Here is a 20,791-nt window from a genome sequence, read left to right on the forward strand (position 1 = left end):
AGTTATGTAGAAGCCGATGTGAAGTCATCGGCTTTTTTGATCGTGGAGTTAGAATACAAGGGCGTTCAGAATGCAGCGCTCCAATAACCCGGAAGCGCTACGTTGGAAGGCAAGTGAAAGAAACTACATTCTAAAACGCGTTGCAGAATCTATCCCCAGAAAGACAAAATATCGCCGATTCCCGATTCCCGATTCCCGATTCCCGATTCCCGATTCCCGATTCCCGATTTTAATCCTCTTCGTCTGCACTCACGACGCGATTATCAGGATCCGCTAACTCACTACCACAATGCTTACAATGCATCGCATCAGAATCATGGCCGGAGCGGTTACAGTTCGGGCATTTCACCAGTTCTTTATGTGCATTCATCTCATTACTCAATTCTGCGGTAATAATGCCAGTGGGAACCGCCAGTATCGAATAACCAAGCAACATGGTTAATGACGCGATGGCTTTCCCGAGATGTGTTTGCGGCACCATGTCACCGTAGCCTACGGTAGTGATCGTCACAATCGCCCAGTAGATGCTTTTCGGAATACTCGTAAAGCCATTATGTGGGCCTTCAATAACGAAGATCAGCGCACCGAAAATGGTGACCAGAATACCTACAGTACTAAAGAAGATAAGAATCTTACGCCTCGCCATTAGCAGAGAGCGCAACAAGATGTTGGAATCTTGGAGGTAGCGTACAAGTTTTAGGATTCGGAAGATGCGCATGACACGCAGCAATCGCACGACACCCATAAACGATGCGCCAGGGAAGAAGATAGCCAGATACGTTGGCAAAATAGCCAACAAATCGACCACACCATAAAAGCTGGTGGCGTAAGACTTAGGCTTGGGAGAACAGTAAAGCCTTAATAAGTACTCAACTGTGAATAGGGCAGTAAAAGTGTATTCAATATAACGCAGTTCTCGTGACCATTCCGTCATCACAGATGGTAAGGACTCTAAGATGAGAACCACAAGAGAAGTGATGATCGCAATAATCAGCGCGATATCGAAAATGCGCCCAGCACGAGTGTGCGTGCCGAAGATGATGACGTATAAATGATGCTTAAGAGACTTGCGAGGCATGATGTTGCACTGTCAGCGTTAAAATGAAACGGATTACAACATCATACCAGAAGTTGGGAAAGTTAGGCTAAACCAGGGAATAGGTTTCTCAGGCCGTTAGCAATGAACTCAATACCTAATGCGCCAAGGATCAGGCCCATAATACGCGTGATCACGTTGATACCTGTCTGGCCAAGGAAGCGTACGATCAGAGGCGCAGAGCGGAATAGCAACCAAGAGCAGAAACAGAACAGCATGATGGTGACACTAATACCAACGGTATCAAGTGCGCTTGGGTAGCGTGCACCATAAACGATGGTTGAACTGATTGCACCTGGGCCTGCCATTAATGGCATCGCCAGTGGTACTACGCCGATTTGTTCACGGCTAACGTATTCTGATTTCTCTTGCTTGTTCTGCTTATCTTCACCCAACTTACCGCTCATCATCGAGAACGCGATACTAAGAAGTAGCAAGCCGCCAGCAACACGGAAAGAATCCAGAGAAATGCTGAACATATCTAGCAACAACTGACCAGCAAAAAGAGAAATGATCAAAATGACCGCAACCGCAACATTGGCTGTCGTGGCGGTTTTGCTTTTCTCTTCTGGTGTCATATGACCGGTCAGTGATACGAACACAGGCATGATACCAACAGGGTTCACTGCTGCGACCAAACCTAAGAAAAACTGTAGGAAAATAGCTAACTCTAAAGTCTGCATGTTGCTTACTCGTAAACGTTCACAATAGTGAAAAAGAGAGGGGGTGATTTTAGGCGGTAATGTAAGGCAAAAGTGCGGTCGGAAGAAATGAAAAAAACTAACGTATTTGGCCTAGTATTTGTGAGAAAAACTAATTATTGAAGAAAATGTATGCAATCTGGAAACGAATTGTTACGTAGAAGATTGGTGGTAACCTGAACTGTTTTACACAAACGTTAACATTCGCACATTTTTCACAAAAAGAAAGGTGGTTTGTAGAGAGATATGACGCATTCGATATACTCTCAGTAGCACAAAAATTAGGGTCCACATGTAATTTTGTTGGCTAAAAATGAAACTTTTTTACAGATTATTGTTGTTTCTTTTAGTTTTCAGTTCGTTTGCTTCTTTTTTGCTCAATTAAAAATGAAGTTTAATTTATTTGTTTATCAATGGTTTAAGTCGTTTTGTTGTGGTAAACCACTACTTTGGGGGTATTTCAGTTGTGAGAACTGATCCAAGTCAATTTTTTTCACACTCTGAAATATTATACTCAGCCCTGAAAGCAATTTACTAAGATGGTTGTTAGTTAAGTCGCTGATAAACAGTAGAAACGAAAGACAATAGCCTTACTAAAAAGTTTTTAATATTTATTATTTTAGGAGATCCACCATGCCTGTAACTAACTTAGCTGAACTAGATGCTCTAGTAGCACGCGTTAAAGCAGCACAAGAAGAGTTCGCAACATTTTCTCAAGAGAAAGTAGATGCAATCTTCCGCGCAGCTTCTCTTGCAGCTAACCATGCTCGTATTCCACTAGCACAACAAGCAGTTGCTGAATCTGGAATGGGTATTGTTGAAGATAAGGTAATCAAAAACCACTTCGCTTCAGAATTCATCTACAACAAATACAAAGACGAAAAAACATGTGGCATCTTGGAAGAAGATGACAACCTAGGCACGATGACTATCGCAGAGCCTGTAGGTATCATCTGTGGTATCGTTCCAACGACTAACCCAACTTCTACTGCAATCTTCAAATCTCTAATTTCTCTAAAAACTCGTAACGGCATCATCTTCTCGCCACACCCACGTGCGAAGAACTCTACTAACGATGCAGCTAAACTAGTTCTAGACGCAGCAGTAGCAGCGGGTGCTCCAAAAGACATCATCGGTTGGATCGACCAACCATCTGTAGAGCTTTCTAACGCTCTTATGAAGCACGACGGCATCGCTCTTATCCTTGCAACTGGTGGTCCAGGCATGGTTAAAGCAGCTTACTCTTCTGGTAAGCCAGCAATCGGTGTAGGTGCAGGTAACGTTCCTGTAGTTATCGATGAAACAGCTGACATCAAACGTGCTGTTGCTTCTATCCTTATGTCTAAGACTTTCGATAACGGCGTAGTATGTGCTTCTGAGCAAGCTGCAATCGTAGTTGGTGAAGTATACGACGAAGTGAAAGAGCGTTTCGCTTCTCACAAAGCTCACGTTCTATCTAAAGCTGACGCTGATAAAGTACGTAAAGTACTTCTTATCGATGGCGCACTAAACGCGAAAATCGTAGGTCAACCTGCTCCAGCAATCGCTGAAATGGCTGGTGTTAAAGTTCCTGCTGATACAAAAGTACTTGTAGGTGAAGGTCTAGGTAAAGTTTCTTACGATGATGAGTTTGCTCACGAGAAACTATCTCCAACTCTAGGTCTATTCCGTGCTGACGACTTCGAAGACGCAGTTGCTCAAGCGGTAACAATGGTTGAAATCGGTGGTATCGGTCACACATCTGGTCTTTACACTAACCAAGACGTTAACGCAGACCGCATCCGTTACTTCGGTGACAAGATGAAGACTGCACGTATCCTTGTAAACATCCCGACTACTCACGGTGGTATCGGTGACCTTTACAACTTCAACGTAGCACCTTCTCTAACTCTAGGTTGTGGTTCTTGGGGTGGTAACTCTATCTCTGAGAACGTAGGTCCTAAGCACCTTATCAACAAGAAAACTGTAGCTAAGCGAGCTGAAAACATGTTGTGGCACAAACTACCTAAGTCTATCTACTTCCGTCGTGGTAGCCTTCCAATCGCAATGAGCGACCTAGAAGGTAAGAAACGCGCATTCCTAGTAACTGACCGTTTCCTATTCAACAACGGTTACGCTGACGAAGTAGTTAAACTGCTTAAAGAGCAAGGCATCGAAGTTCAAACATTCTTCGACGTAGAAGCGGATCCAACACTATCTGTTGTTGAGAAAGGTGCAGAAGCAATGAAGAGCTTCCAACCTGACGTAATCCTAGCTCTAGGTGGTGGTTCACCAATGGATGCTGCGAAGATTATGTGGGTAATGTACGAGCACCCAGAAACTCACTTCGCGGAACTAGCAATGCGCTTTATGGACATCCGTAAACGTATCTACAAGTTCCCTAAAATGGGTAAGAAAGCTGAGCTTGTATGTATCACTACAACTTCAGGTACTGGTTCAGAAGTTACTCCATTCGCTGTTGTTACAGACGACAAGACTGGTGCTAAGTACCCACTAGCTGACTACGAAATCACGCCAAACATGGCTATCGTCGATGCTAACCTAGTAATGAACATGCCTAAGTCTCTAACAGCATTCGGTGGTTACGATGCAGTAACTCACGCTCTAGAAGCTTACGTATCTGTTCTTGCGAACGAGTACTCAGACGGTCAAGCTCTACAAGCACTTAAGATGCTTAAAGAGTACCTACCTTCAAGCTACGCGAACGGTGCAAACGACCCAATCGCTCGTGAGAAAGTACACAACGCGGCAACTATCGCTGGTATCGCATTTGCGAACGCATTCCTAGGTGTTTGTCACTCTATGGCGCACAAGATTGGTGCTGAGTTCCACCTACCTCACGGTCTAGCGAACGCACTACTAATCTCGAACGTTGTACGTTACAACGCGAACGACAACCCAACTAAACAAACTGCGTTCTCTCAATACGACCGTCCACAAGCACGTCGTCGTTACGCTGAAGTTGCTGACCACCTAGGCCTAAGCCAAGAAGGTGACCGTACTGCTCAGAAGATTGAACGTCTACTAGCATGGTTGGACGAGCTGAAAGGCGACCTAGACATCCCAATGTCTATCCAAGCTGCAGGTGTTTCTGAAGCTGACTTCGTAGCCAAACTAGACGAGCTAGCTGTTGAAGCGTTCGATGACCAGTGTACAGGTGCTAACCCACGTTACCCTCTAATCACTGAGCTGAAAGAAGTGCTAATGGCTTCTTACTACGGTAAAGCATTCGTTGAAGGTGAAACTTTCGAAGGTACTACTGTAATCAAGAAGAAAGCAGACCAAGTAGCTAAGCCAGCAGCGAAAGCAAAGAAAGAAAAAACTAACGCATAAGTAACACGTTAGTTATGAGATAGGTTTTCGCTAGCACGAAACCTACAATCGGGAAAAAGCAAGGCCCCAGTCGAGAGACTGGGGCTTTTTTTCTTTCTTAATTTGTCCGCTTTATGGACGAAAGGTGGTCTTAGGTCGAGGGAGGATTAGACTTCAGTAGTGACGACGCGGCCGCTGAAGTACTCATTAGCAACAATGTAGGCCGTGTTTCTAACTAGTTCATCTTGGATCTGTGCCCAGTGCCTTTCGTCTAGATCTTCACTGGTGTGATTAACTGAAGGGATTACACCGCCAACGCGAATATTGAATGGTGTCAGTTCTTTTGCCCAACTATGAGTAAAACCGGATACCAAAGCCGCCATGCTTTCTACGCCCGTCAGATCTTCATGATTATCGTGTGAGATAACGTTGACGATAACGCCTTTCTTTTCTCTTGAGCGGAAGCGCTCTGCACTTACTTGGCCATAGGTATAGAGGAATCGTGCCGCCGAGGAAAGGTGGTCGATATAGGTGCTCATTGGCTCTGGTGCCATTAAGCTCGGCATTGGTGAGCTCGTCCAGCAATTTACGATAACGTCTGGAGTCGCCCCTAATTGTGATTCGATTTGGTCAAACAACAGATTAATGGATGTGGTGTTGTCACTGCACACATTCATCGCATAGACCTTGTCGGAGAAGGCACTGATTTGTTCGTAGCTTGCCTTTAAGGCACTAGGGTTCTGGTCACAGAGCACCAACGTCGCACCAAGATGGGCGAAGTGGTTAGAGCAAGTTCTGCCTAAGACGGAGCCTGCAGACGTGACGAGAATGATTGATTCTTTGATATCCATAGCACCTTCACTGTAATTTCTTGTGTTAAAGAATACATCAGTGGTTTGTGCTAATAGCATGGACGAATTTATTTGAGCTCAGTGTGAAAAGCTTCAAACTAACGCTTTCGAGCAACAACAATTGTTTTGGAATTTGTAAGGCGTCACATTTCTGACGTGTCGAGAATGTAAGCCGTTGGAGAAAAAGCTGATCTCTAAGCTTGCGTTTGAATTTGGTACTGACGTTGAGCCGTCACGAGTTGATTGTACAACCCAGCTTCAGGAATCAATTGCTTGTTGCGCTCGCCCAAGCTACGGCGTTCATGACCAGATAGGTTGTGGTAAACCTCTTCTGGTAGATTGAAAGTATCTTCAGGAAGGTAAGCCAGCGCATCTGGTTTTAAGTAGTGGCTCAGTTTTGCGGAGGGCAGTCCTGCATCATGGAACTGTTTTGCTTGCTCAGCTGCAAGTTCGTAGCTGCTGCTATCAGAACGAAGTGCTTGAGGTTGAGATAAACCGAACTGTTGGCGAAGAATGTCATCACTCGTGAGTACTTCTTGGACTTCTTCAACCGGAACCACATCGCGAACATCATTCGAGAACATAGACAGAATCAGCGAGAAATCAGCGCGACGACCTTCGTGTACGGCATGGTTAATACCATTCCCGAACTGAAGTTCGTTGATGATTGCTGCTTTGTCTAAAGTATGGATTTGCATGATGTTCCTCGCTTGATGCACTTTTAACGGCAACAACGGAAAGAACTTTAGGAAAAAGAGGGGATTAATTGAATAAACTGGTTTTAGGAGCAATAAAAAAGCCCGCGATAATGCGAGCTTTTAAATATGACTAAATTGAACTTAGGGGGAAGTAAATTACTTCGCTAGGTTCTCTGCTACGAAGTCCCAGTTTACAAGAGCCCAGAAGCCGTTCATGTAATCAGGACGTACGTTGCGGTAATCGATGTAGTAAGCGTGTTCCCATAGGTCAACAGTTAGAAGTGGAGTAGTACCTTCTTCTGTTAGAGGAGTCGCTGCGTTAGACGTGTTAACGATCTCTAGAGAACCGTCAGCTTTCTTAACTAGCCAAGTCCATGAAGAACCGAAGTTGTTGATTGCTGAATCAGTGAATTTTGCTTTGAATTCTTCGAAAGAACCGAACGCTGCGTTGATCGCGTCAGCAACTGCACCTGTTGGTTCGCCGCCTGCGTTTGGCGCTAGACAGTGCCAGTAGAACGTGTGGTTCCAGATCTGTGCTGCGTTGTTGAATACGCCACCAGTTGAAGTCTTGATGATCTCTTCTAGTGTTTTGCCTTCGAACTCAGTACCAGGGATAAGACCGTTTAGCTTAACAACGTAAGTGTTGTGGTGCTTACCGTGGTGGAAATCTAGAGTCTCTGCAGAGATGTGTGGTTCTAGTGCGTCTTTCGCGTAAGGTAGAGCTGGTAGTTCAAATGCCATTGCTCAATTCTCCATAGATATGAAAGGGTTACCTTTCGATTGCTTCCAGTGTTTTTATTTATATGTAGTCTTTACGACTGACTTGAAAAGTATTTTAGCAAGTTTTTACTTTATTAAAACCCCGATATGAAAATATTTTAAGATAAAACCAATAAAGACTTACTAATTATATGGTTTTTATTCTGTGTTTATTGAGTAAAATGTGGCAATAATTAAAGTTCACATCCATGAATGAGGAAGCGATGGAAACTATCGATAAAATCAAACAGCAGATCTCTGAAAACACAATCTTGCTGTACATGAAAGGATCACCGAAACTGCCTAGCTGTGGTTTCTCTTCTCAAGCAGCACAAGCGCTAATGGCATGTGGCGAGAAGTTCGCTTACGTAGACATTCTACAAAACCCAGACATTCGTGCTGAACTACCTAAATACGCTCAATGGCCTACATTCCCACAACTATGGGTTGAAGGCGAACTGATCGGTGGTTGTGACATCATTTTGGAAATGTTCCAGAAAGGTGAGCTTCAGCCTCTTATCAAAGAAGCGGCAGCACGCGTTGAAGGTAACGCTGAGTAATTCGTAAATACTCACATTTGGCGATAGAATACAAAGGAGCCGCATTGGCTCCTTTTTCTTTTTTAGGTTAGTGGAATGAACTTGAAGCTTTATTATGTTCCACTCTTTCTACAACTCTCCCAAAACCTAGCAATCCCTTGCTGTCTCAGGTGTTTGAAAATTATTCCGTTCTAATGGTTACCGATAAATACTGATATTTAATGGCGGCTGTCGCCATTTGTGGCGACTAGGACTTGAGTTTTGCGAGTGGGTTGAGGTGCACCGTATCGCTCAAATGACTTGGTGAGAAATGGGCGTAAATCATAGTGTGATCAATCATCTTATGACCGAGGATCCCCTTTAATACAAGGATGTTGCCGCGATTCATCATAAAGTGACTTGCGAAGGTATGGCGCAGAACGTGTGTTGCTTGACCTTCCGGTAAGTGTGGTAATGCTATCTTAATTCATTTATACACAACTCTGTAACTGCAAGTAAAAAGGCGGTCATTGGTTGGTTTATAAATCTCGTTATATAAGTCTTCCGAAATGGGGATCGTTCGGTTGCGTTTGCCTTTGGTGTTGTCAAACGTGATACGATACTTCGTTAAGTTAGAGCCTTTTAGAAAAATCGCTTCCCTGACTCGCGCCCTTGTTGATAAGCAAATCTTGTAAACCTTGATTATCTCGTCACCAACAGGGCTTTGTTTGTCATGTAACTCAAACCAAAGTTCAACTAAGTCAGGAAGGAGGACGGTGATCAGGTTTGCCCCAAGCCAAGGTTTATCGTTCACTTCCTTAATGGAGTAGGGTTTGAAGGCATTAGCTTTGCCTTTGGTGTCGAAGCGTTAGGGGGGCTTACAGTTTTGATCTTGCGGGTAGCACTCGCACTGTCAGGGCTTGTGCCCCCTGCCTTTAAGGCTATGAACAGATATTGGTTCAAAATATCTTTAAAAGTTCTGTTATATGAGGTGCATCTAATTGAGATAACGTTTTTATCAATTCGTTTTCGCTAGAGGGTAATGTCGAAGCTAAATCAGGGTCTTTCGAAGCATTGGAAAACAATTTAGCAACAATTGACTGTAAGTGCTTTTCAATATTTTTATCGACTAGGTATGGAGTTATTGAACCATGAAATGTCAAAGGAAGTTGTACCAGAGTCACATTCATATCCTGCAAAAGTTGTGCCTCATGACGGTCGATTGAATACATTCCTGAGAAAAACACTATTGTAGATGCTAATGTGCTAGAAACATGGCTACTTATATCACCATAAGTTTCTAAACATTTATTCAAGTTATTATTATTGCGTGCTGTTAACAGCATATTTTTATAGGAAGGGTAACCTATAACCTTCGATTCAGGATACAGGGATACTTGTGGGCTAAAACTAAAGCATTTTACAGAATATTGTTTATCCCTACTTTTAGACAACAATGATGACCACAAAAGTGCTCCGCTTCCACCCTTAGAACTACCTATTAAAGTTACTTTTTCGTATTTGCACTGAGTGATAAAATTGTGGATAAGGGATACCTGACGCCCAGGATTGTAGATATAGTAGTGAAGCTTCTTATCAGCGATAAACAAAACATCAGTAGGAAACTGAATGTTGAACATAGCAAACCTAGCATTTGGTGAAAATACTATGACGACCTCATTACTATCATTGTTTTTAAAATCAGTTAAGTAATTAGGGTGGAGCGTACTTTTAAATTCTTGAAAAAAATCAACTTTATGTGTCATATATTAAATATCTAATCTTTTTGGATGTAACTGCGACTATACCCATGGCAGTAATGCCATATTCAGAAACCACCAGAGAGGTGTTACCAAAAGCTATGGCTAGGGCTTTACCCGGCAAGGGCTGGAAACCGTTTATAGAAAGGTTACCATCAATATCTATCAGATATCTACCTAAGACAGTATTTAAAGATTTTTTATCAACTAAATAAATAGCATCGTTGGTTTCAACTTGTTTGAGAGAGTCAGAATTCAAGCTGTATCTATTAATGTGGCGAATCGGATATGGAGTTTTTCTAGTCTCAAGCTCTTGATCGTTAGTCCGGCAAAGTTTTTCGATAACAACCTTATGTTGAGGGTGTTACTTTGTTCTATTCTCTATCAAAGTATGACGAGATAGCTAGAAGTGAATCGCTGATAGAGCTTTCTCGATGAGCAGCGTTGTTCAACCTTTCATAAGGCACTACCAAGTGCTAGATGTTGCTTAGGAACATCAAACAACTCGGACATTGCCAAAAAGCTTTACACCTTATACTTAGGTCAGTTTCATAGTCCGTCCACGCTATTGTGGATTTAGTCAGTTTTTGATTTGTCTGTCAAACGCAAAGGTGGATCAAAAGTGTCTTTGTGTTTCGGGAGCCATGCCGAGCGAAGCCTATGATAACTGCTTAAAATACAGTTATATCACCATGCTTAGTTTCAAGATACCACCTATCAGCTCTTACGTAACTTAGGAGAAATACTAACACACTACAGGTCTACAGATTGGAACCATTCATCATTACATCACTGAATGTCACGTCATCATCAAACCTAAAGATAAGCCTAGCGATAAGAGTAAAACTATATTGTTGCAAGGTCTGGCATTACTGCTCGTGCCGAGATTGTACATCTAGATCCAAAATCAAGCATAGGAATCAATAATACGGCTTAGAACGTGCGCTTTTTTACCTAATCCCAACCAAATCATACGGCTTGTTGTGGTTACATACGCTCACTTGGAGCGTCTTTCTGACTATGAAGTAAAAGTATGGTGCATGAGCAAACAAATCACCATGTACGGCTTAAGCGGATGTAAACAGCGATTTTTCAATGTTGAATGAAGAGAGTTCACCTTCGCTCGCAATACGGAAAAATTCGCAACACGTATTGGGGAGACTGGAAGAATGTCTTCCGACAAACTGAACCCATAACAGTCTCATCAGTCAGACTCAATTGCTTGAGCGTTATTGATTAAAGAGGCCGAAAGTTACACCATTATGAACACATTATTTGCTGATCTCGGTATGGCTTCAGTCTGAGCGCTATAGGAAGGTTGAACTGTAACCTAATAGAGTGCGCTCTGCTTACGGTTTTTCAGGTAAGCTGTCGAGCGATGCAACGCGGACCGTTTACTTTGCAGTCAAAAATGCAAAACTATCGTCAAGGTGCAAGCGGTGGTTTAGTTTTGTTCTTCTTTGGTTTAGAAACTCGTGCTATAGGCTTTTAACCTATCATGGAAATGGGCACAGATTTTTATCCATAAGAGAATCCAAACCAGATTTAACCTAAAGAGTCCATGTGACTCAGTTAATTATTAAGCAAAAGCAGCAGTTGAAGACCCTAAGTACTGCTGAGAGCATTACTGCTTTCTAGGCTATTCGCTTCATGTTGAGAAAGGTGTTTGGCGAACTACTGGATAAAGCCTCTAACCTAGTGCTCATTGTAGGTGCTTTATATGTGAAAGATCACCAACACACTTTTGAGTCGTTTAACGACTCAGATGTACAGAAGATTCGAAGTGGAATGCAATATCTAAAAGACTTGATTGTCGGCATCAATAATGACTGGGGGATACTCATTGCCTCAAGTATTATTAATTCACTAGTACCCATTAGATCACAAGACTGCATTTGCTCTGTAACAGTTTTTTCGTCTTAGCGTAGGAGGTGAATTCAAAACGTGAATAAGCCTAAGAAAATATGGCGAAGCCGTTTAAATACTTGGCCAATCTCGCCGAATGCACGATCTAACGATTAGCAACCAATGTATCCTTGTGTATTTGCTAAGTTGCTTTTTCCAGAGCACATAGTAACAGTTAATGCTAATTTCCATGACCACCTGCAAAATACACCAGAACAAATTGTTGAAAACGTAAGTTGCGTATTGAAGCAGTCGAACAGCGTGAAGTTTGTGACATCGTTCATACCTCTGATGTCCTGGTGATTGCGAACAAAGATCTGATTCTCATTATGGTTAATTTTTCTGAGCATTTGAATTTGTTGGAAGTTTACGTTTATCTTTTCACATCTACTTAAGATCAAGGCGCCGCTATTGAGTGATGAGCTGCGTTATATATTTGTATAAAGATGGCGCTAAGCACAAATTGTTGTGAATAGAGAGTCACTGAATGAACTGATCATATAAGCAAGTGAAGAACTCGAAGTAAAAGTGGAAGTAGGAGCATGATCAATCTAGCTACCTCTGATAATTTGGCAAGCCTTACTGAAGCTAAACTAGAAAGCACGATACTTACTGTCCTGCTGCTGAGGACCACGATCGGATAGCTTTTTTACTTCCCATTTCGGCTATACGTCGCCATGTAAACACAAATAGCAAATGAGTTGTCTGCTTTGCTCGGGGTCTCTCGTATGATTAGTGAGAAGTAGTAGTTGTAATGGGGTAAGTTTCTTGAAAGCACTAGCTTCAGAGTCTTGGAGTTGTGTTTGGGGGAACCAAGAGTAGTAAAGTCAACTGGGAATACATCAAGCAGTATGAATTCTCGGACTAAGAGACTGAACTTGTTGAAGTGGTTTCTGAAAAGCGCATCTACGCTAGTAATTCGTCGTCATGAGTTGATGAGGCGATATCCTGGTTTTAAGAACATCGGTAACGAGTTTGCTTTACAAGGTTTGTTCCTGCACCTGACTGCGCTTTCGAAATATCACAATTCATACAAGAGATGTGAATTCATTAACTACTGGAATGGCACAAGCTCACGTGAGGTGCGGTCATACCCTAATAACGCTTGGCGCCTTATTTGCGCGAACGTAGATTTTGATGAAATCTGTTAGTTTGGCATTTCTGTGGCCGAGACTCACATATGCATTTGCTTATCTGGGTTAAGCCAGAATATGATTTAAAGTACGCAATATCTTTATTAGCTATGAGACATTAGAGGAGCATAGAAAACTAACCCCCGCAACACGAGAAGAAAAAGCAAAATCCATTTTGTAAGGGTAACTATGCTGCTTCTAGGTACCAACCGATCACACTTTGTTTTGATTTTGGTTACATCGATCCAGTGAAAGGTACCACAACTGGCTGTATCGTAAAATACACCCTTATGAACAACTGCGCTTGGAACAGTCGCTGTGCAATTTATCAATTCTAGTTCTTTGATGAGAATCGCTTCCAGAGCGTTTATAAAAATTTCAAAGAATTAAGGTTCTCGCGATCTGAAAAGGTCTTTTCTTAGTTTTAAAGTGATTGAAAAATCAAGTTTGAACATGGGTTCTGTGATAGTCTGCAATGATATGTTGTTGAGATTGAAGATCAGAAAGCAAGGCGAAAAAGCCTATTGCGATATCGGTTGAAAGCTTTTTTAAGATAATATAGTTTTTTATTTTCTAGACAGTATAGTCTGGGCGAAAGAATTCAAATACTTGAAAATTAGGGTTAAAATTCCGCACTTTTGGGATCGGATTGGACTAATTAAGACTAACGACTATATACAAGTGCAAGTGGAATTTGTTGAGTTCATCTGTTCTAGATGTTTGGCGTGTCGGTAATAGTAAATAGCCGCGGCAAACATGATGTAATAAATGTTCGCCGAGGCAGAAATAACAAGACCGTTGCCAACGATAAAGTACACGCAGATACCAAGGCCTGATATTTTGTTGGTTAACACTTAAGCTTTAGGAAGATTCAAAGCAAACAAAACAAAGCAGAATATGTAGTCACCTCATCGCCACTATTTAAATTTTTTGATTTAACTGATTGATTTTATGGGTTTAAAAATTAAAGTGAATATAAAGCTTTACTACGTACATGATCCAATGTGCAGCTGGTGTTGGGGCTACAAACCAACCATCGAAAAATTGAAGCAGCAACTGCCGGGTGTGATTCAGTTTGAGTATGTTGTGGGTGGGCTCGCGCCAGATACTAATCTGCCTATGCCACCGGAAATGCAGCAGAAAATTGAGCAAATTTGGAAGCAAATCGAAGGTCAGCTTGGTACCAAGTTTAACTACGATTTCTGGACGTTGTGCACACCAGTACGTAGCACTTACCAATCTTGCCGTGCCGTTATCGCTGCAGGTTTCCAAGACTCTTATGAGCAGATGTTGGAAGCGATTCAACACGCTTACTACTTACGCGCGATGCCGCCTCATGAAGAAGCAACCCACCTGCAACTCGCAAGAGAGATTGGCTTAAACGTTCAGCAGTTCAAGAACGATATGGACGGCACTTTGCTGGAAGGTGTTTTCCAAGACCAGTTAAGCCTTGCCAAGAGCCTTGGTGTAAATTCTTACCCGAGTTTAGTACTACAAATTAACGACGCTTACTTCCCGATTGAAGTGGATTATGTGTCTACAGAAAACACGTTGAAGCTGATTCGCGAGCGCATTATCGACAACATGCCAGCGCAATAAGACGAAACCGGTTTTCAAAGCCCAAACAACAAAAAGCCGCTCAATGAGCGGCTTTTCGTAACGAATTGTATCCATTCAATGACGCGATTACAGCACCATTGCAGCAATCCAACCGAAGATAATCAGAGGGATGTTGTAGTGGATAAATGTTGGAACCACAGTTTCCCAAATGTGCTCGTGCTGACCATCGGCGTTTAGACCCGATGTTGGACCTAACGTTGAGTCAGAAGCAGGAGAACCCGCGTCACCTAGAGCTGCTGCTGTACCTACCAGTGCGATTGTCGCCATCGGTGAGAAACCAAATGCCAGCGAAAGCGGCACATAGATAGTTGCAAGGATTGGAATCGTAGAGAACGATGAACCAATGCCCATTGTTACCAACAGACCAACGATCAGCATAAGTAGTGCTGCAAGAGGCTTGTTGTCACCGATGCTGGTTGATAGCGATTGTACCAGTGTTTCAACGCCGCCAGTTTGTTTCATTACTGCAGCGAAACCTGCCGCTGCAATCATAATGAAGCCAATCATTGCCATCATGTGTACACCTTTAGTGAACACGTCGTGCGTCTCTTTCCATGCGATAACACCACCGAAAGTGAACACCATGAAGCCTGCTAGTGCACCGATGATCATTGAGCCCGTGTATAGCTGTACGCTTAGCGCAGCAAGAATACCTAAGCCTGCAACCACGATATGCTTTTTGTTTAGCTTCTCTTCAGATTCTTGAACAACGGTCAGCTCAGTCTCTTTGTATTCACGAGGTTTACGGTAGCTAAAGAAGATCGCAGTTAGAAGACCAAACAACATACCTGCGCCCGGCAACAGCATTGCTGTCGGTACTTGGCTTGCCACAACGTCTGTAAGACCATTGTCATGCAAGTTCTTCAATAGGATGTTGTTTAGGAAGATGCCACCAAAACCGATTGGTAGAACCATGTATGGCGTGATCAAACCAAAGGTAAGCACACAAGCAACCAAACGACGGTCCAGCTTTAGCTTAGCGAATACGCCCAAAAGAGGTGGAATCAAAATTGGAATGAAGGCGATATGTACCGGAATCACGTTTTGAGATGACATGGTAACAAGTACAAGAGCAACCAATACTGCGTATTTTAGACCTGTAGTCGACGCAGAGCTCTCTTTACCATTTAGGCGTTTGATAACGCTTTTTGCCAGAAGGTCAGTGATGCCAGAACGAGAAATCGCAACAGCGAAAGTACCTAGCATTGCGTAGCTCAGCGCGATAGTCGCACCGCCACCTAGACCGCTTTCAAATGCAGCAACCGTATCTCCAAGGCTCATGCCAGCAACAAGGCCACCAACGATGGCACTAAACGTGAGGGCAACCACCACGTTTACTCGCATCAATGCTAACACGAGCATGACGCACACAGATATAACGACAGGATTCATACTTTTCCTAATATGTTGTGTTTACTTATTATTCTTCGTCGACAAGCGGCCAACCGCCTAGGGCCTTCCATTTGTTGACGATGCCACAGAATAACTCTGCAGTTTGTTGTGTATCGTAAAGGGCAGAATGTGCCTCACGATTGTCGAATTCCATCCCTGCTGCTTTACATGCTTTAGCGAGAACAGTTTGACCATAAGCAAGCCCACTTAATGTTGCGGTATCAAAAGTGGCAAATGGATGGAAAGGGACTCTTTTTAGTTTGCAGCGCTCGTTAGCTGCATTAACAAAACTTAAGTCGAAAGCAGCGTTGTGTGCCACCATAATGGCGCGTGAACAATCGGCCGCTTTTTGCTCTTTACGGATCAGCTTGTAAATTTCTTTGAGTGCTTCTTGTTCTGAAACTGCTCCACGTAAAGGGCTGAATGGGTCACGAATACCATTGAACTCAAGGGCTTCTTTTTCTAAGTTCGCGCCTTCGAAAGGTTCGATATGAAAATGAATGGTCGAGGCAGGATGCAAATCGCCATTTTCATCCATGCTAAGGGTAACGGCGCAGATTTCTAAAAGTGCATCAGTTTGAGCATTGAAACCTGCGGTCTCAACATCAACTACCACTGGAAAATAACCACGAAAACGTTTTTTCAGGGTCAGAGCTTCATTTTCTATTGTCATGTTGGCTTATATTTGTGTGACGAAGGCTGCATTATTGCAGATTCTACCGATGAGAAAAACCGCAATTTCGGAGAAATGTAGAATTCTATTCCTCCGTTAACCAGTAAGGGTTATAACCAAAAACAAGGTAGTCGGTCACCTGTTATTCTCGCGATGTTATTTACCATTTTATGCACTTGCCAAAGTGGGGGTTAACTCCTTATAACCCCTTGCAAATTCCATGTTGGCGGGATTTTTGCATTGTTCTGCATGTTTTCAATTGATTCATGTAAGCGGCAATAGACTGCCGTTTGAGAGAAGTACTTAGATGAATAAATGGCTAGTAACCAGTGGTATCGTGATGTCTTTGCTTAGCGCGAACAGTTTTGCGTCGATGGGGAAGCGTTATGTTGCTACACCGCAGCAATCACAATGGGAAATGGTGATGAACACGCCATTGGAATGCCAACTTGTGCATCCTATCCCTGGATTTGGTGACGCGGTATTTTCGTCTCGTGCGAGTAAAAAGATTAACTTAGATTTTGAGCTAAAGATGCGTCGCCCTATGGGGGAAACGCGTAATGTTAGTTTGATTTCTATGCCACCACCTTGGCGTCCGGGTGAGAATGCCGATCGTATTACTAACCTGAAGTTCTTCAAGCAGTTTGATGGTTATGTTGGCGGGCAAACCGCTTGGGGCATTCTGTCTGAGCTAGAAAAAGGGCGCTACCCAACGTTTAGCTACCAAGATTGGCAGAGCCGTGATCAGCGTATTGAAGTCGCGTTGTCCTCGGTATTGTTCCAAAGCAAATACAACGCTTTTAGTAACTGTATTGCTAACTTGTTGAAGTACAGTTTCGAAGATATCGCCTTCACGATTCTTCACTATGAACGTCAAGGCGACCAGTTAACTAAAGCCTCGAAGAAACGTTTGTCGCAAATTGCTGATTATGTTCGTCATAATCAAGATATCGATTTGGTGCTGGTGGCGACTTACACCGATTCAACGGATGGTAAGAGCGCAAGTCAAAGCTTATCGGAGCGACGTGCTGAATCATTACGTACTTACTTTGAGTCGCTAGGGCTATCTGGAGATCGCATTCAAGTGCAAGGTTACGGCAAGCGTCGTCCAATTGCAGACAATGGCTCACCAATTGGTAAAGATAAAAACCGTCGTGTAGTAATTTCTCTGGGACGTACTCAGGTCTAATTGAAGTTAACCAATAAAAACGCCAGAGTTTGACTCTGGCGTTTTTGTATCCGTTTGACGTTGTTTATTTTATTCGTTGCCGCTTAGCTTTGTGTCATGTGTTTTAGTTTAGGCGGAACTTAGCAATGATTTCACAATTGGTCGCGGTATCGATTTTCTCGACTTGTTTCGCGATTGCTGGGTTGGGGTGGCGCTTCATGAAATCAATCAACGCTTTTGTGCAACAGCCAATGGAATCAATAAAGCTTGCACAATCTTTGTTTGGGCATTGAGGAATCAGAGTGAGTACTTTTTCTGAAGCCAGTTGAAGATATTTGAGCTCATATTCGGTATCACCAGCCCAACGCCAGAATTGGGCGAGGTTATGGCATGAAATCACCGAAATCAATAATCTCTCGTCGGCTTCTATTTCCACGCATTCGCTAATATCTTCACTCAGGCTAAGGGCTTGCTGGTAATGAAGAATGCTGCGAACAGGGTCATCTAGTTGAAGAGCAGTATCGGCTAGAAGTGTGTGTTTTTCCCATTCACTGATCATTATCGTGTCCCACATATCGATGTTGCCGACAAATCTAAACGATAATTATTATCAAGTAAAGTAATTTGTTGATAAAAGAAAGGCAGGTCTCAGACCTGCCTGCAAAAACATCGCGTGTTTCAATATAGCGAGTTTCAATAAAAGAACTTGTTAGCCTTCTAGACCTGCTGATGCTTGTTTGTTTTGAATCAACTCAATCATGTAGCCATCAGGGTCTTTCACGAAAGCGATGTGTGTTGTACCGCCTTTTACTGGGCCCGCTTCACGAGTGACATTGCCACCTGCTGCTTTGATTGCATCGCAAGTTGAGTAGATATCGTCTACGCCAATTGCGATATGGCCAAATGCAGAGCCTAAGTCGTACTCGGTTGTACCCCAGTTGTAAGTCAGCTCAATGACGGCACCTTGAGACTCATCACCGTAGCCTAGGAATGCCAGCGTGTACTCGTACTCTTTGTTTTCATTGGTACGAAGTAGCTGCATGCCCATTACTTCAGTGTAGAACTTGATAGATTTGTCTAGATCACCCACGCGTAGCATGGTGTGAAGAATTCGACCGTTTGACATTATTTGCTCCTAGCGATTGTTTCAGACGGGGTTATTCGTCTGGGTACACTTTTTCTTTGAATTCACACAGATCTTCGATGATACAACTGCCACAGCGAGGCTTTCTCGCCACACAGGTATAGCGACCATGAAGGATCAGCCAGTGGTGTACATCAAGCTTAAACTCTTTTGGCACCACTTTAAGCAGTTTTTCTTCTACGTCATCGACGGTTTTACCCATCGCAAACTTTGTACGGTTAGAAACACGATAGATGTGCGTGTCCACGGCGATAGTTGGCCAACCGAATGCAGTATTCAGTACTACGTTAGCGGTTTTACGACCGACACCCGGCAAAGCTTCAAGCGCTGCACGATCTTCTGGTACTTCGCCGTTATGCTTCTCTAGTAGGATCTTACAAGTCTTGATGGTGTTTTCGGCTTTTGAATTAAACAGTCCGATGGTTTTGATGTATTCCTTTAAACCATCGACACCCAAATCAAGAATGCCTTGTGGCGTGTTCGCAACAGGGTAGAGCTTGTCTGTTGCTTTGTTTACGCTTACGTCCGTCGCCTGCGCAGAAAGCAGTACGGCGATAAGCAACTCAAACGGTGTGCTCCAATTGAGCTCCGTCTGAGGGTTGGGATTGTTTTCTCGGAGTCGCTCGAGAATTTCAATTCTTTTGACTTTGTTCATTGCTGACTTCCAAACCCGTCTTTGCGGTTTATGAAAAAGGCCCTACGAGTGGTAGAGCCTTGATTTTAGAATTCTTGTATTATGCGTTAGTTACGCGGGCGCGCTCAATGGCTGGTTTTTCTTCTTTCGGCTGACGTTCCTGAATTGAGCTGTCGATAACGTTTTTCAACGCAATCAAAAGTCCTACGCCGATAAACGCACCCGGCGGCAATAATGCTAGTAAGAAGCTGCTATCGAAGTGGAAAACTTGAATACGCAGTGCCGCAGCCCAGTCACCCAATAATAGGTCTGCACCATCGAACAAGGTGCCGTTACCGATAAGTTCACGCATAGCGCCAAGTACAACCAATACTGTTGTCATACCAAGCCCCATCCAGAAACCATCCAATGCTGCTGGCAATGGATCATTCTTCGAGGCGTAAGCTTCCGCACGGCCGATGATAATACAGTTGGTTACGATCAATGGGATGAAGATACCCAGAGATAGATACAATCCGTAGGCATAAGCGTTCATCAAGAGTTGAACACAAGTTACCAGGGCTGCGATGATCATAACGAAAACCGGAATACGGATTTCCTTTGGTACGTAGTTACGAATCAGTGAAACTGTCAGGTTAGAACCGACAAGCACCAACAACGTCGCAATACCCAAACCAAGGGCGTTGGTAATGGTAGAAGAAACCGCAAGTAGAGGACACAAACCCAGAAGTTGTACTAGGGCAGGGTTGTTGCTCCACATGCCGTTTTTCATTAGCAGTTTATTTTCACTCATGGTTGCCTCCTGCGCAGTCTAGGGGCTGATTCAGAATCTCATCACGAGACTTATTTACGTAGTTTACTGTGTTTCTCACCGCTTTCACTACCGCTCGAGGGGTAATCGTTGCGCCAGTAAACTGATCGAAATCGCCGCCATCTTTACGAACTCGCCAAGAATTCCAGTTACTTTCTGTCACTTGCTTACCAGTGAAGCTCAAGATCCAATCCGTAACGCGTAAATCAATTTTATCACCCAATCCCGGCGTTTCTTGATGGCTTAGGATACGAGTACCAAGGATTTTGCCTTGGTTATCGATGCCGGTGATGATTTTGATTTCACCGTTGTAGCCATCTGGTGCGATGGACTCAATCGCCATTGCCGTTGGTTGACCATCTTTGGTAGCAATGTAAGTTGGCATCGAGCGAACCGTACCTAGATCGGGCGCAGAGACCATAGTACATGCCGCAACAAGATTGTTGTCATGCATTTCTTCCGGAATCACTTGGTTAAGAACCGACAGCAATTGCTTTTGTTCCTGAAGCTTAATTTGATCTTTTGTTAGGTACTGAGTCAGTGCCACAAGACCGGTTGTTGCACAGGCGAAGATCGCCAATGTCAGACCATTTTTTCTAATAGCGGTTAACATGTT

19 protein-coding genes and 1 pseudogene are annotated in these 20,791 nt (G+C 43.3%); 5 read left to right on the forward strand and 15 right to left on the reverse strand.

What is annotated here, in order from left to right; translation table 11 throughout:
* Positions 1–229: 229 nt before the first annotated feature.
* The gene (locus A9237_RS13435) at positions 230–1,078 is read right to left on the reverse strand and encodes an ion transporter (protein WP_005439706.1); all 849 of its coding nucleotides are present in this window, start codon (positions 1,076–1,078) and stop codon (positions 230–232) included.
* 62 nt (positions 1,079–1,140) lie between these two features.
* Positions 1,141–1,779 (reverse strand): YchE family NAAT transporter, encoded by a 639-nt coding sequence (locus A9237_RS13440; RefSeq protein WP_005439704.1) that lies wholly within the window; start codon positions 1,777–1,779, stop codon positions 1,141–1,143.
* Positions 1,780–2,430: 651 nt separating this feature from the next.
* Between A9237_RS13440 and adhE the strand changes: the two genes are divergently transcribed.
* Positions 2,431–5,130, forward strand: coding sequence for a bifunctional acetaldehyde-CoA/alcohol dehydrogenase (gene adhE, locus A9237_RS13445; RefSeq protein ID WP_005439701.1), 2,700 nt, complete (start codon positions 2,431–2,433; stop codon positions 5,128–5,130).
* 146 nt (positions 5,131–5,276) lie between these two features.
* On the opposite strand, the gene A9237_RS13450 is transcribed toward adhE, so the two are convergent.
* The 3 genes from A9237_RS13450 to sodB all read right to left on the reverse strand — a co-directional run bounded on the left by A9237_RS13450 (position 5,277) and on the right by sodB (position 7,399).
* A complete protein-coding gene (locus A9237_RS13450) occupies positions 5,277–6,020 on the reverse strand; it encodes an SDR family oxidoreductase (protein WP_020196362.1) in 744 nt (247 codons plus the stop codon).
* Between the two features lie 134 nt (positions 6,021–6,154).
* A complete protein-coding gene (locus tag A9237_RS13455; RefSeq protein WP_078608357.1) occupies positions 6,155–6,658 on the reverse strand; it encodes a VC2046/SO_2500 family protein in 504 nt (167 codons plus the stop codon).
* Positions 6,659–6,814: 156 nt separating this feature from the next.
* Entirely contained in the window at positions 6,815–7,399 is a 585-nt protein-coding gene (gene sodB / locus A9237_RS13460; RefSeq protein WP_005439697.1) for a superoxide dismutase [Fe], read from the reverse strand.
* Positions 7,400–7,641: 242 nt separating this feature from the next.
* Here sodB and A9237_RS13465 point away from each other — a divergent pair, with 242 nt between their 5' ends.
* Positions 7,642–7,977, forward strand: a complete 336-nt coding sequence (locus A9237_RS13465) for a Grx4 family monothiol glutaredoxin (protein WP_078608358.1) — start codon at positions 7,642–7,644, stop codon at positions 7,975–7,977.
* Between the two features lie 226 nt (positions 7,978–8,203).
* Here A9237_RS13465 and A9237_RS13470 read toward each other — a convergent pair.
* The 3 genes and pseudogenes from A9237_RS13470 to A9237_RS13480 form a co-directional block, all read right to left on the reverse strand.
* A pseudogene (locus A9237_RS13470) lies at positions 8,204–8,890 on the reverse strand (tyrosine-type recombinase/integrase).
* 4 nt (positions 8,891–8,894) lie between these two features.
* Entirely contained in the window at positions 8,895–9,701 is an 807-nt protein-coding gene (locus tag A9237_RS13475) for a hypothetical protein (protein WP_078608359.1), read from the reverse strand.
* Positions 9,691–9,954, reverse strand: coding sequence for a S24/S26 family peptidase (locus tag A9237_RS13480; protein ID WP_237358392.1), 264 nt, complete (start codon positions 9,952–9,954; stop codon positions 9,691–9,693). Before A9237_RS13480 ends, A9237_RS13475 begins: the two co-directional genes overlap by 11 nt.
* Before the next feature lie 2,497 nt (positions 9,955–12,451).
* Here A9237_RS13480 and A9237_RS27660 point away from each other — a divergent pair.
* Both A9237_RS27660 and A9237_RS13495 read left to right on the forward strand, forming a co-directional pair.
* A complete protein-coding gene (locus tag A9237_RS27660) occupies positions 12,452–12,751 on the forward strand; it encodes a replication endonuclease (protein WP_078608361.1) in 300 nt (99 codons plus the stop codon).
* A 951-nt stretch (positions 12,752–13,702) separates the two neighbouring features.
* Positions 13,703–14,332 carry a DsbA family protein gene (locus A9237_RS13495; protein WP_078608724.1) on the forward strand — a complete coding sequence of 210 codons (630 nt, stop codon included), beginning with the start codon at positions 13,703–13,705 and terminating at the stop codon, positions 14,330–14,332.
* An 87-nt stretch (positions 14,333–14,419) separates the two neighbouring features.
* Here A9237_RS13495 and A9237_RS13500 read toward each other — a convergent pair whose 3' ends face one another.
* Together A9237_RS13500 and rnt are read right to left on the reverse strand one after the other, a co-directional pair.
* A complete protein-coding gene (locus A9237_RS13500; protein ID WP_005444668.1) occupies positions 14,420–15,745 on the reverse strand; it encodes a Na+/H+ antiporter family protein in 1,326 nt (441 codons plus the stop codon).
* A 28-nt stretch (positions 15,746–15,773) separates the two neighbouring features.
* Positions 15,774–16,418 carry a ribonuclease T gene (rnt, locus tag A9237_RS13505; protein WP_005439693.1) on the reverse strand — a complete coding sequence of 215 codons (645 nt, stop codon included), beginning with the start codon at positions 16,416–16,418 and terminating at the stop codon, positions 15,774–15,776.
* 307 nt (positions 16,419–16,725) lie between these two features.
* On the opposite strand from rnt, the gene motY reads away from it, so the two are divergent.
* Complete coding sequence (gene motY / locus A9237_RS13510; RefSeq protein ID WP_009707290.1) at positions 16,726–17,607, forward strand: flagellar protein MotY; 882 nt, start codon at positions 16,726–16,728, stop codon at positions 17,605–17,607.
* Between the two features lie 103 nt (positions 17,608–17,710).
* Here the strand turns inward: motY and A9237_RS13515 are convergent, their stop codons facing one another.
* The 5 genes from A9237_RS13515 to rsxG all read right to left on the reverse strand — a co-directional run bounded on the left by A9237_RS13515 (position 17,711) and on the right by rsxG (position 20,788).
* Positions 17,711–18,145 carry a DUF2753 domain-containing protein gene (locus A9237_RS13515; protein WP_005439686.1) on the reverse strand — a complete coding sequence of 145 codons (435 nt, stop codon included), beginning with the start codon at positions 18,143–18,145 and terminating at the stop codon, positions 17,711–17,713.
* 150 nt (positions 18,146–18,295) lie between these two features.
* Positions 18,296–18,712, reverse strand: coding sequence for a lactoylglutathione lyase (gene gloA, locus A9237_RS13520; RefSeq protein WP_020196364.1), 417 nt, complete (start codon positions 18,710–18,712; stop codon positions 18,296–18,298).
* Between the two features lie 31 nt (positions 18,713–18,743).
* Positions 18,744–19,385 (reverse strand): endonuclease III, encoded by a 642-nt coding sequence (nth, locus tag A9237_RS13525; protein WP_005536424.1) that lies wholly within the window; start codon positions 19,383–19,385, stop codon positions 18,744–18,746.
* A gap of 79 nt (positions 19,386–19,464) precedes the next feature.
* The gene (locus A9237_RS13530) at positions 19,465–20,157 is read right to left on the reverse strand and encodes an electron transport complex subunit E (RefSeq protein WP_005439683.1); all 693 of its coding nucleotides are present in this window, start codon (positions 20,155–20,157) and stop codon (positions 19,465–19,467) included.
* Positions 20,150–20,788 (reverse strand): electron transport complex subunit RsxG, encoded by a 639-nt coding sequence (rsxG, locus tag A9237_RS13535; RefSeq protein ID WP_005536427.1) that lies wholly within the window; start codon positions 20,786–20,788, stop codon positions 20,150–20,152. Before rsxG ends, A9237_RS13530 begins: the two co-directional genes overlap by 8 nt.
* Positions 20,789–20,791 lie beyond the last annotated feature (3 nt).

The organism is Vibrio owensii (assembly GCF_002021755.1).
Lineage (GTDB): Bacteria > Pseudomonadota > Gammaproteobacteria > Enterobacterales > Vibrionaceae > Vibrio > Vibrio owensii.

Excerpts from the sequence above, each read along its gene's own strand:
- A9237_RS13465 (WP_078608358.1), top strand. The coding sequence starts at position 7,642 with ATGGAAACTATCGATAAAATCAAACAGCAGATCTCTGAAAACACAATC.
- gloA (WP_020196364.1), bottom strand. The coding sequence starts at position 18,712 with ATGTCAAACGGTCGAATTCTTCACACCATGCTACGCGTGGGTGATCTA.
- motY (WP_009707290.1), top strand. The coding sequence starts at position 16,726 with ATGAATAAATGGCTAGTAACCAGTGGTATCGTGATGTCTTTGCTTAGC.
- adhE (WP_005439701.1), top strand. The coding sequence starts at position 2,431 with ATGCCTGTAACTAACTTAGCTGAACTAGATGCTCTAGTAGCACGCGTT.
- nth (WP_005536424.1), bottom strand. The coding sequence starts at position 19,385 with ATGAACAAAGTCAAAAGAATTGAAATTCTCGAGCGACTCCGAGAAAAC.
- A9237_RS13530 (WP_005439683.1), bottom strand. The coding sequence starts at position 20,157 with ATGAGTGAAAATAAACTGCTAATGAAAAACGGCATGTGGAGCAACAAC.
- sodB (WP_005439697.1), bottom strand. The coding sequence starts at position 7,399 with ATGGCATTTGAACTACCAGCTCTACCTTACGCGAAAGACGCACTAGAA.
- A9237_RS13435 (WP_005439706.1), bottom strand. The coding sequence starts at position 1,078 with ATGCCTCGCAAGTCTCTTAAGCATCATTTATACGTCATCATCTTCGGC.
- A9237_RS13475 (WP_078608359.1), bottom strand. The coding sequence starts at position 9,701 with ATGACACATAAAGTTGATTTTTTTCAAGAATTTAAAAGTACGCTCCAC.
- A9237_RS13500 (WP_005444668.1), bottom strand. The coding sequence starts at position 15,745 with ATGAATCCTGTCGTTATATCTGTGTGCGTCATGCTCGTGTTAGCATTG.
- A9237_RS13515 (WP_005439686.1), bottom strand. The coding sequence starts at position 18,145 with ATGATCAGTGAATGGGAAAAACACACACTTCTAGCCGATACTGCTCTT.
- A9237_RS13440 (WP_005439704.1), bottom strand. The coding sequence starts at position 1,779 with ATGCAGACTTTAGAGTTAGCTATTTTCCTACAGTTTTTCTTAGGTTTG.
- A9237_RS13450 (WP_020196362.1), bottom strand. The coding sequence starts at position 6,020 with ATGCTATTAGCACAAACCACTGATGTATTCTTTAACACAAGAAATTAC.
- rsxG (WP_005536427.1), bottom strand. The coding sequence starts at position 20,788 with ATGTTAACCGCTATTAGAAAAAATGGTCTGACATTGGCGATCTTCGCC.
- A9237_RS13455 (WP_078608357.1), bottom strand. The coding sequence starts at position 6,658 with ATGCAAATCCATACTTTAGACAAAGCAGCAATCATCAACGAACTTCAG.
- rnt (WP_005439693.1), bottom strand. The coding sequence starts at position 16,418 with ATGACAATAGAAAATGAAGCTCTGACCCTGAAAAAACGTTTTCGTGGT.
- A9237_RS27660 (WP_078608361.1), top strand. The coding sequence starts at position 12,452 with ATGAATTCTCGGACTAAGAGACTGAACTTGTTGAAGTGGTTTCTGAAA.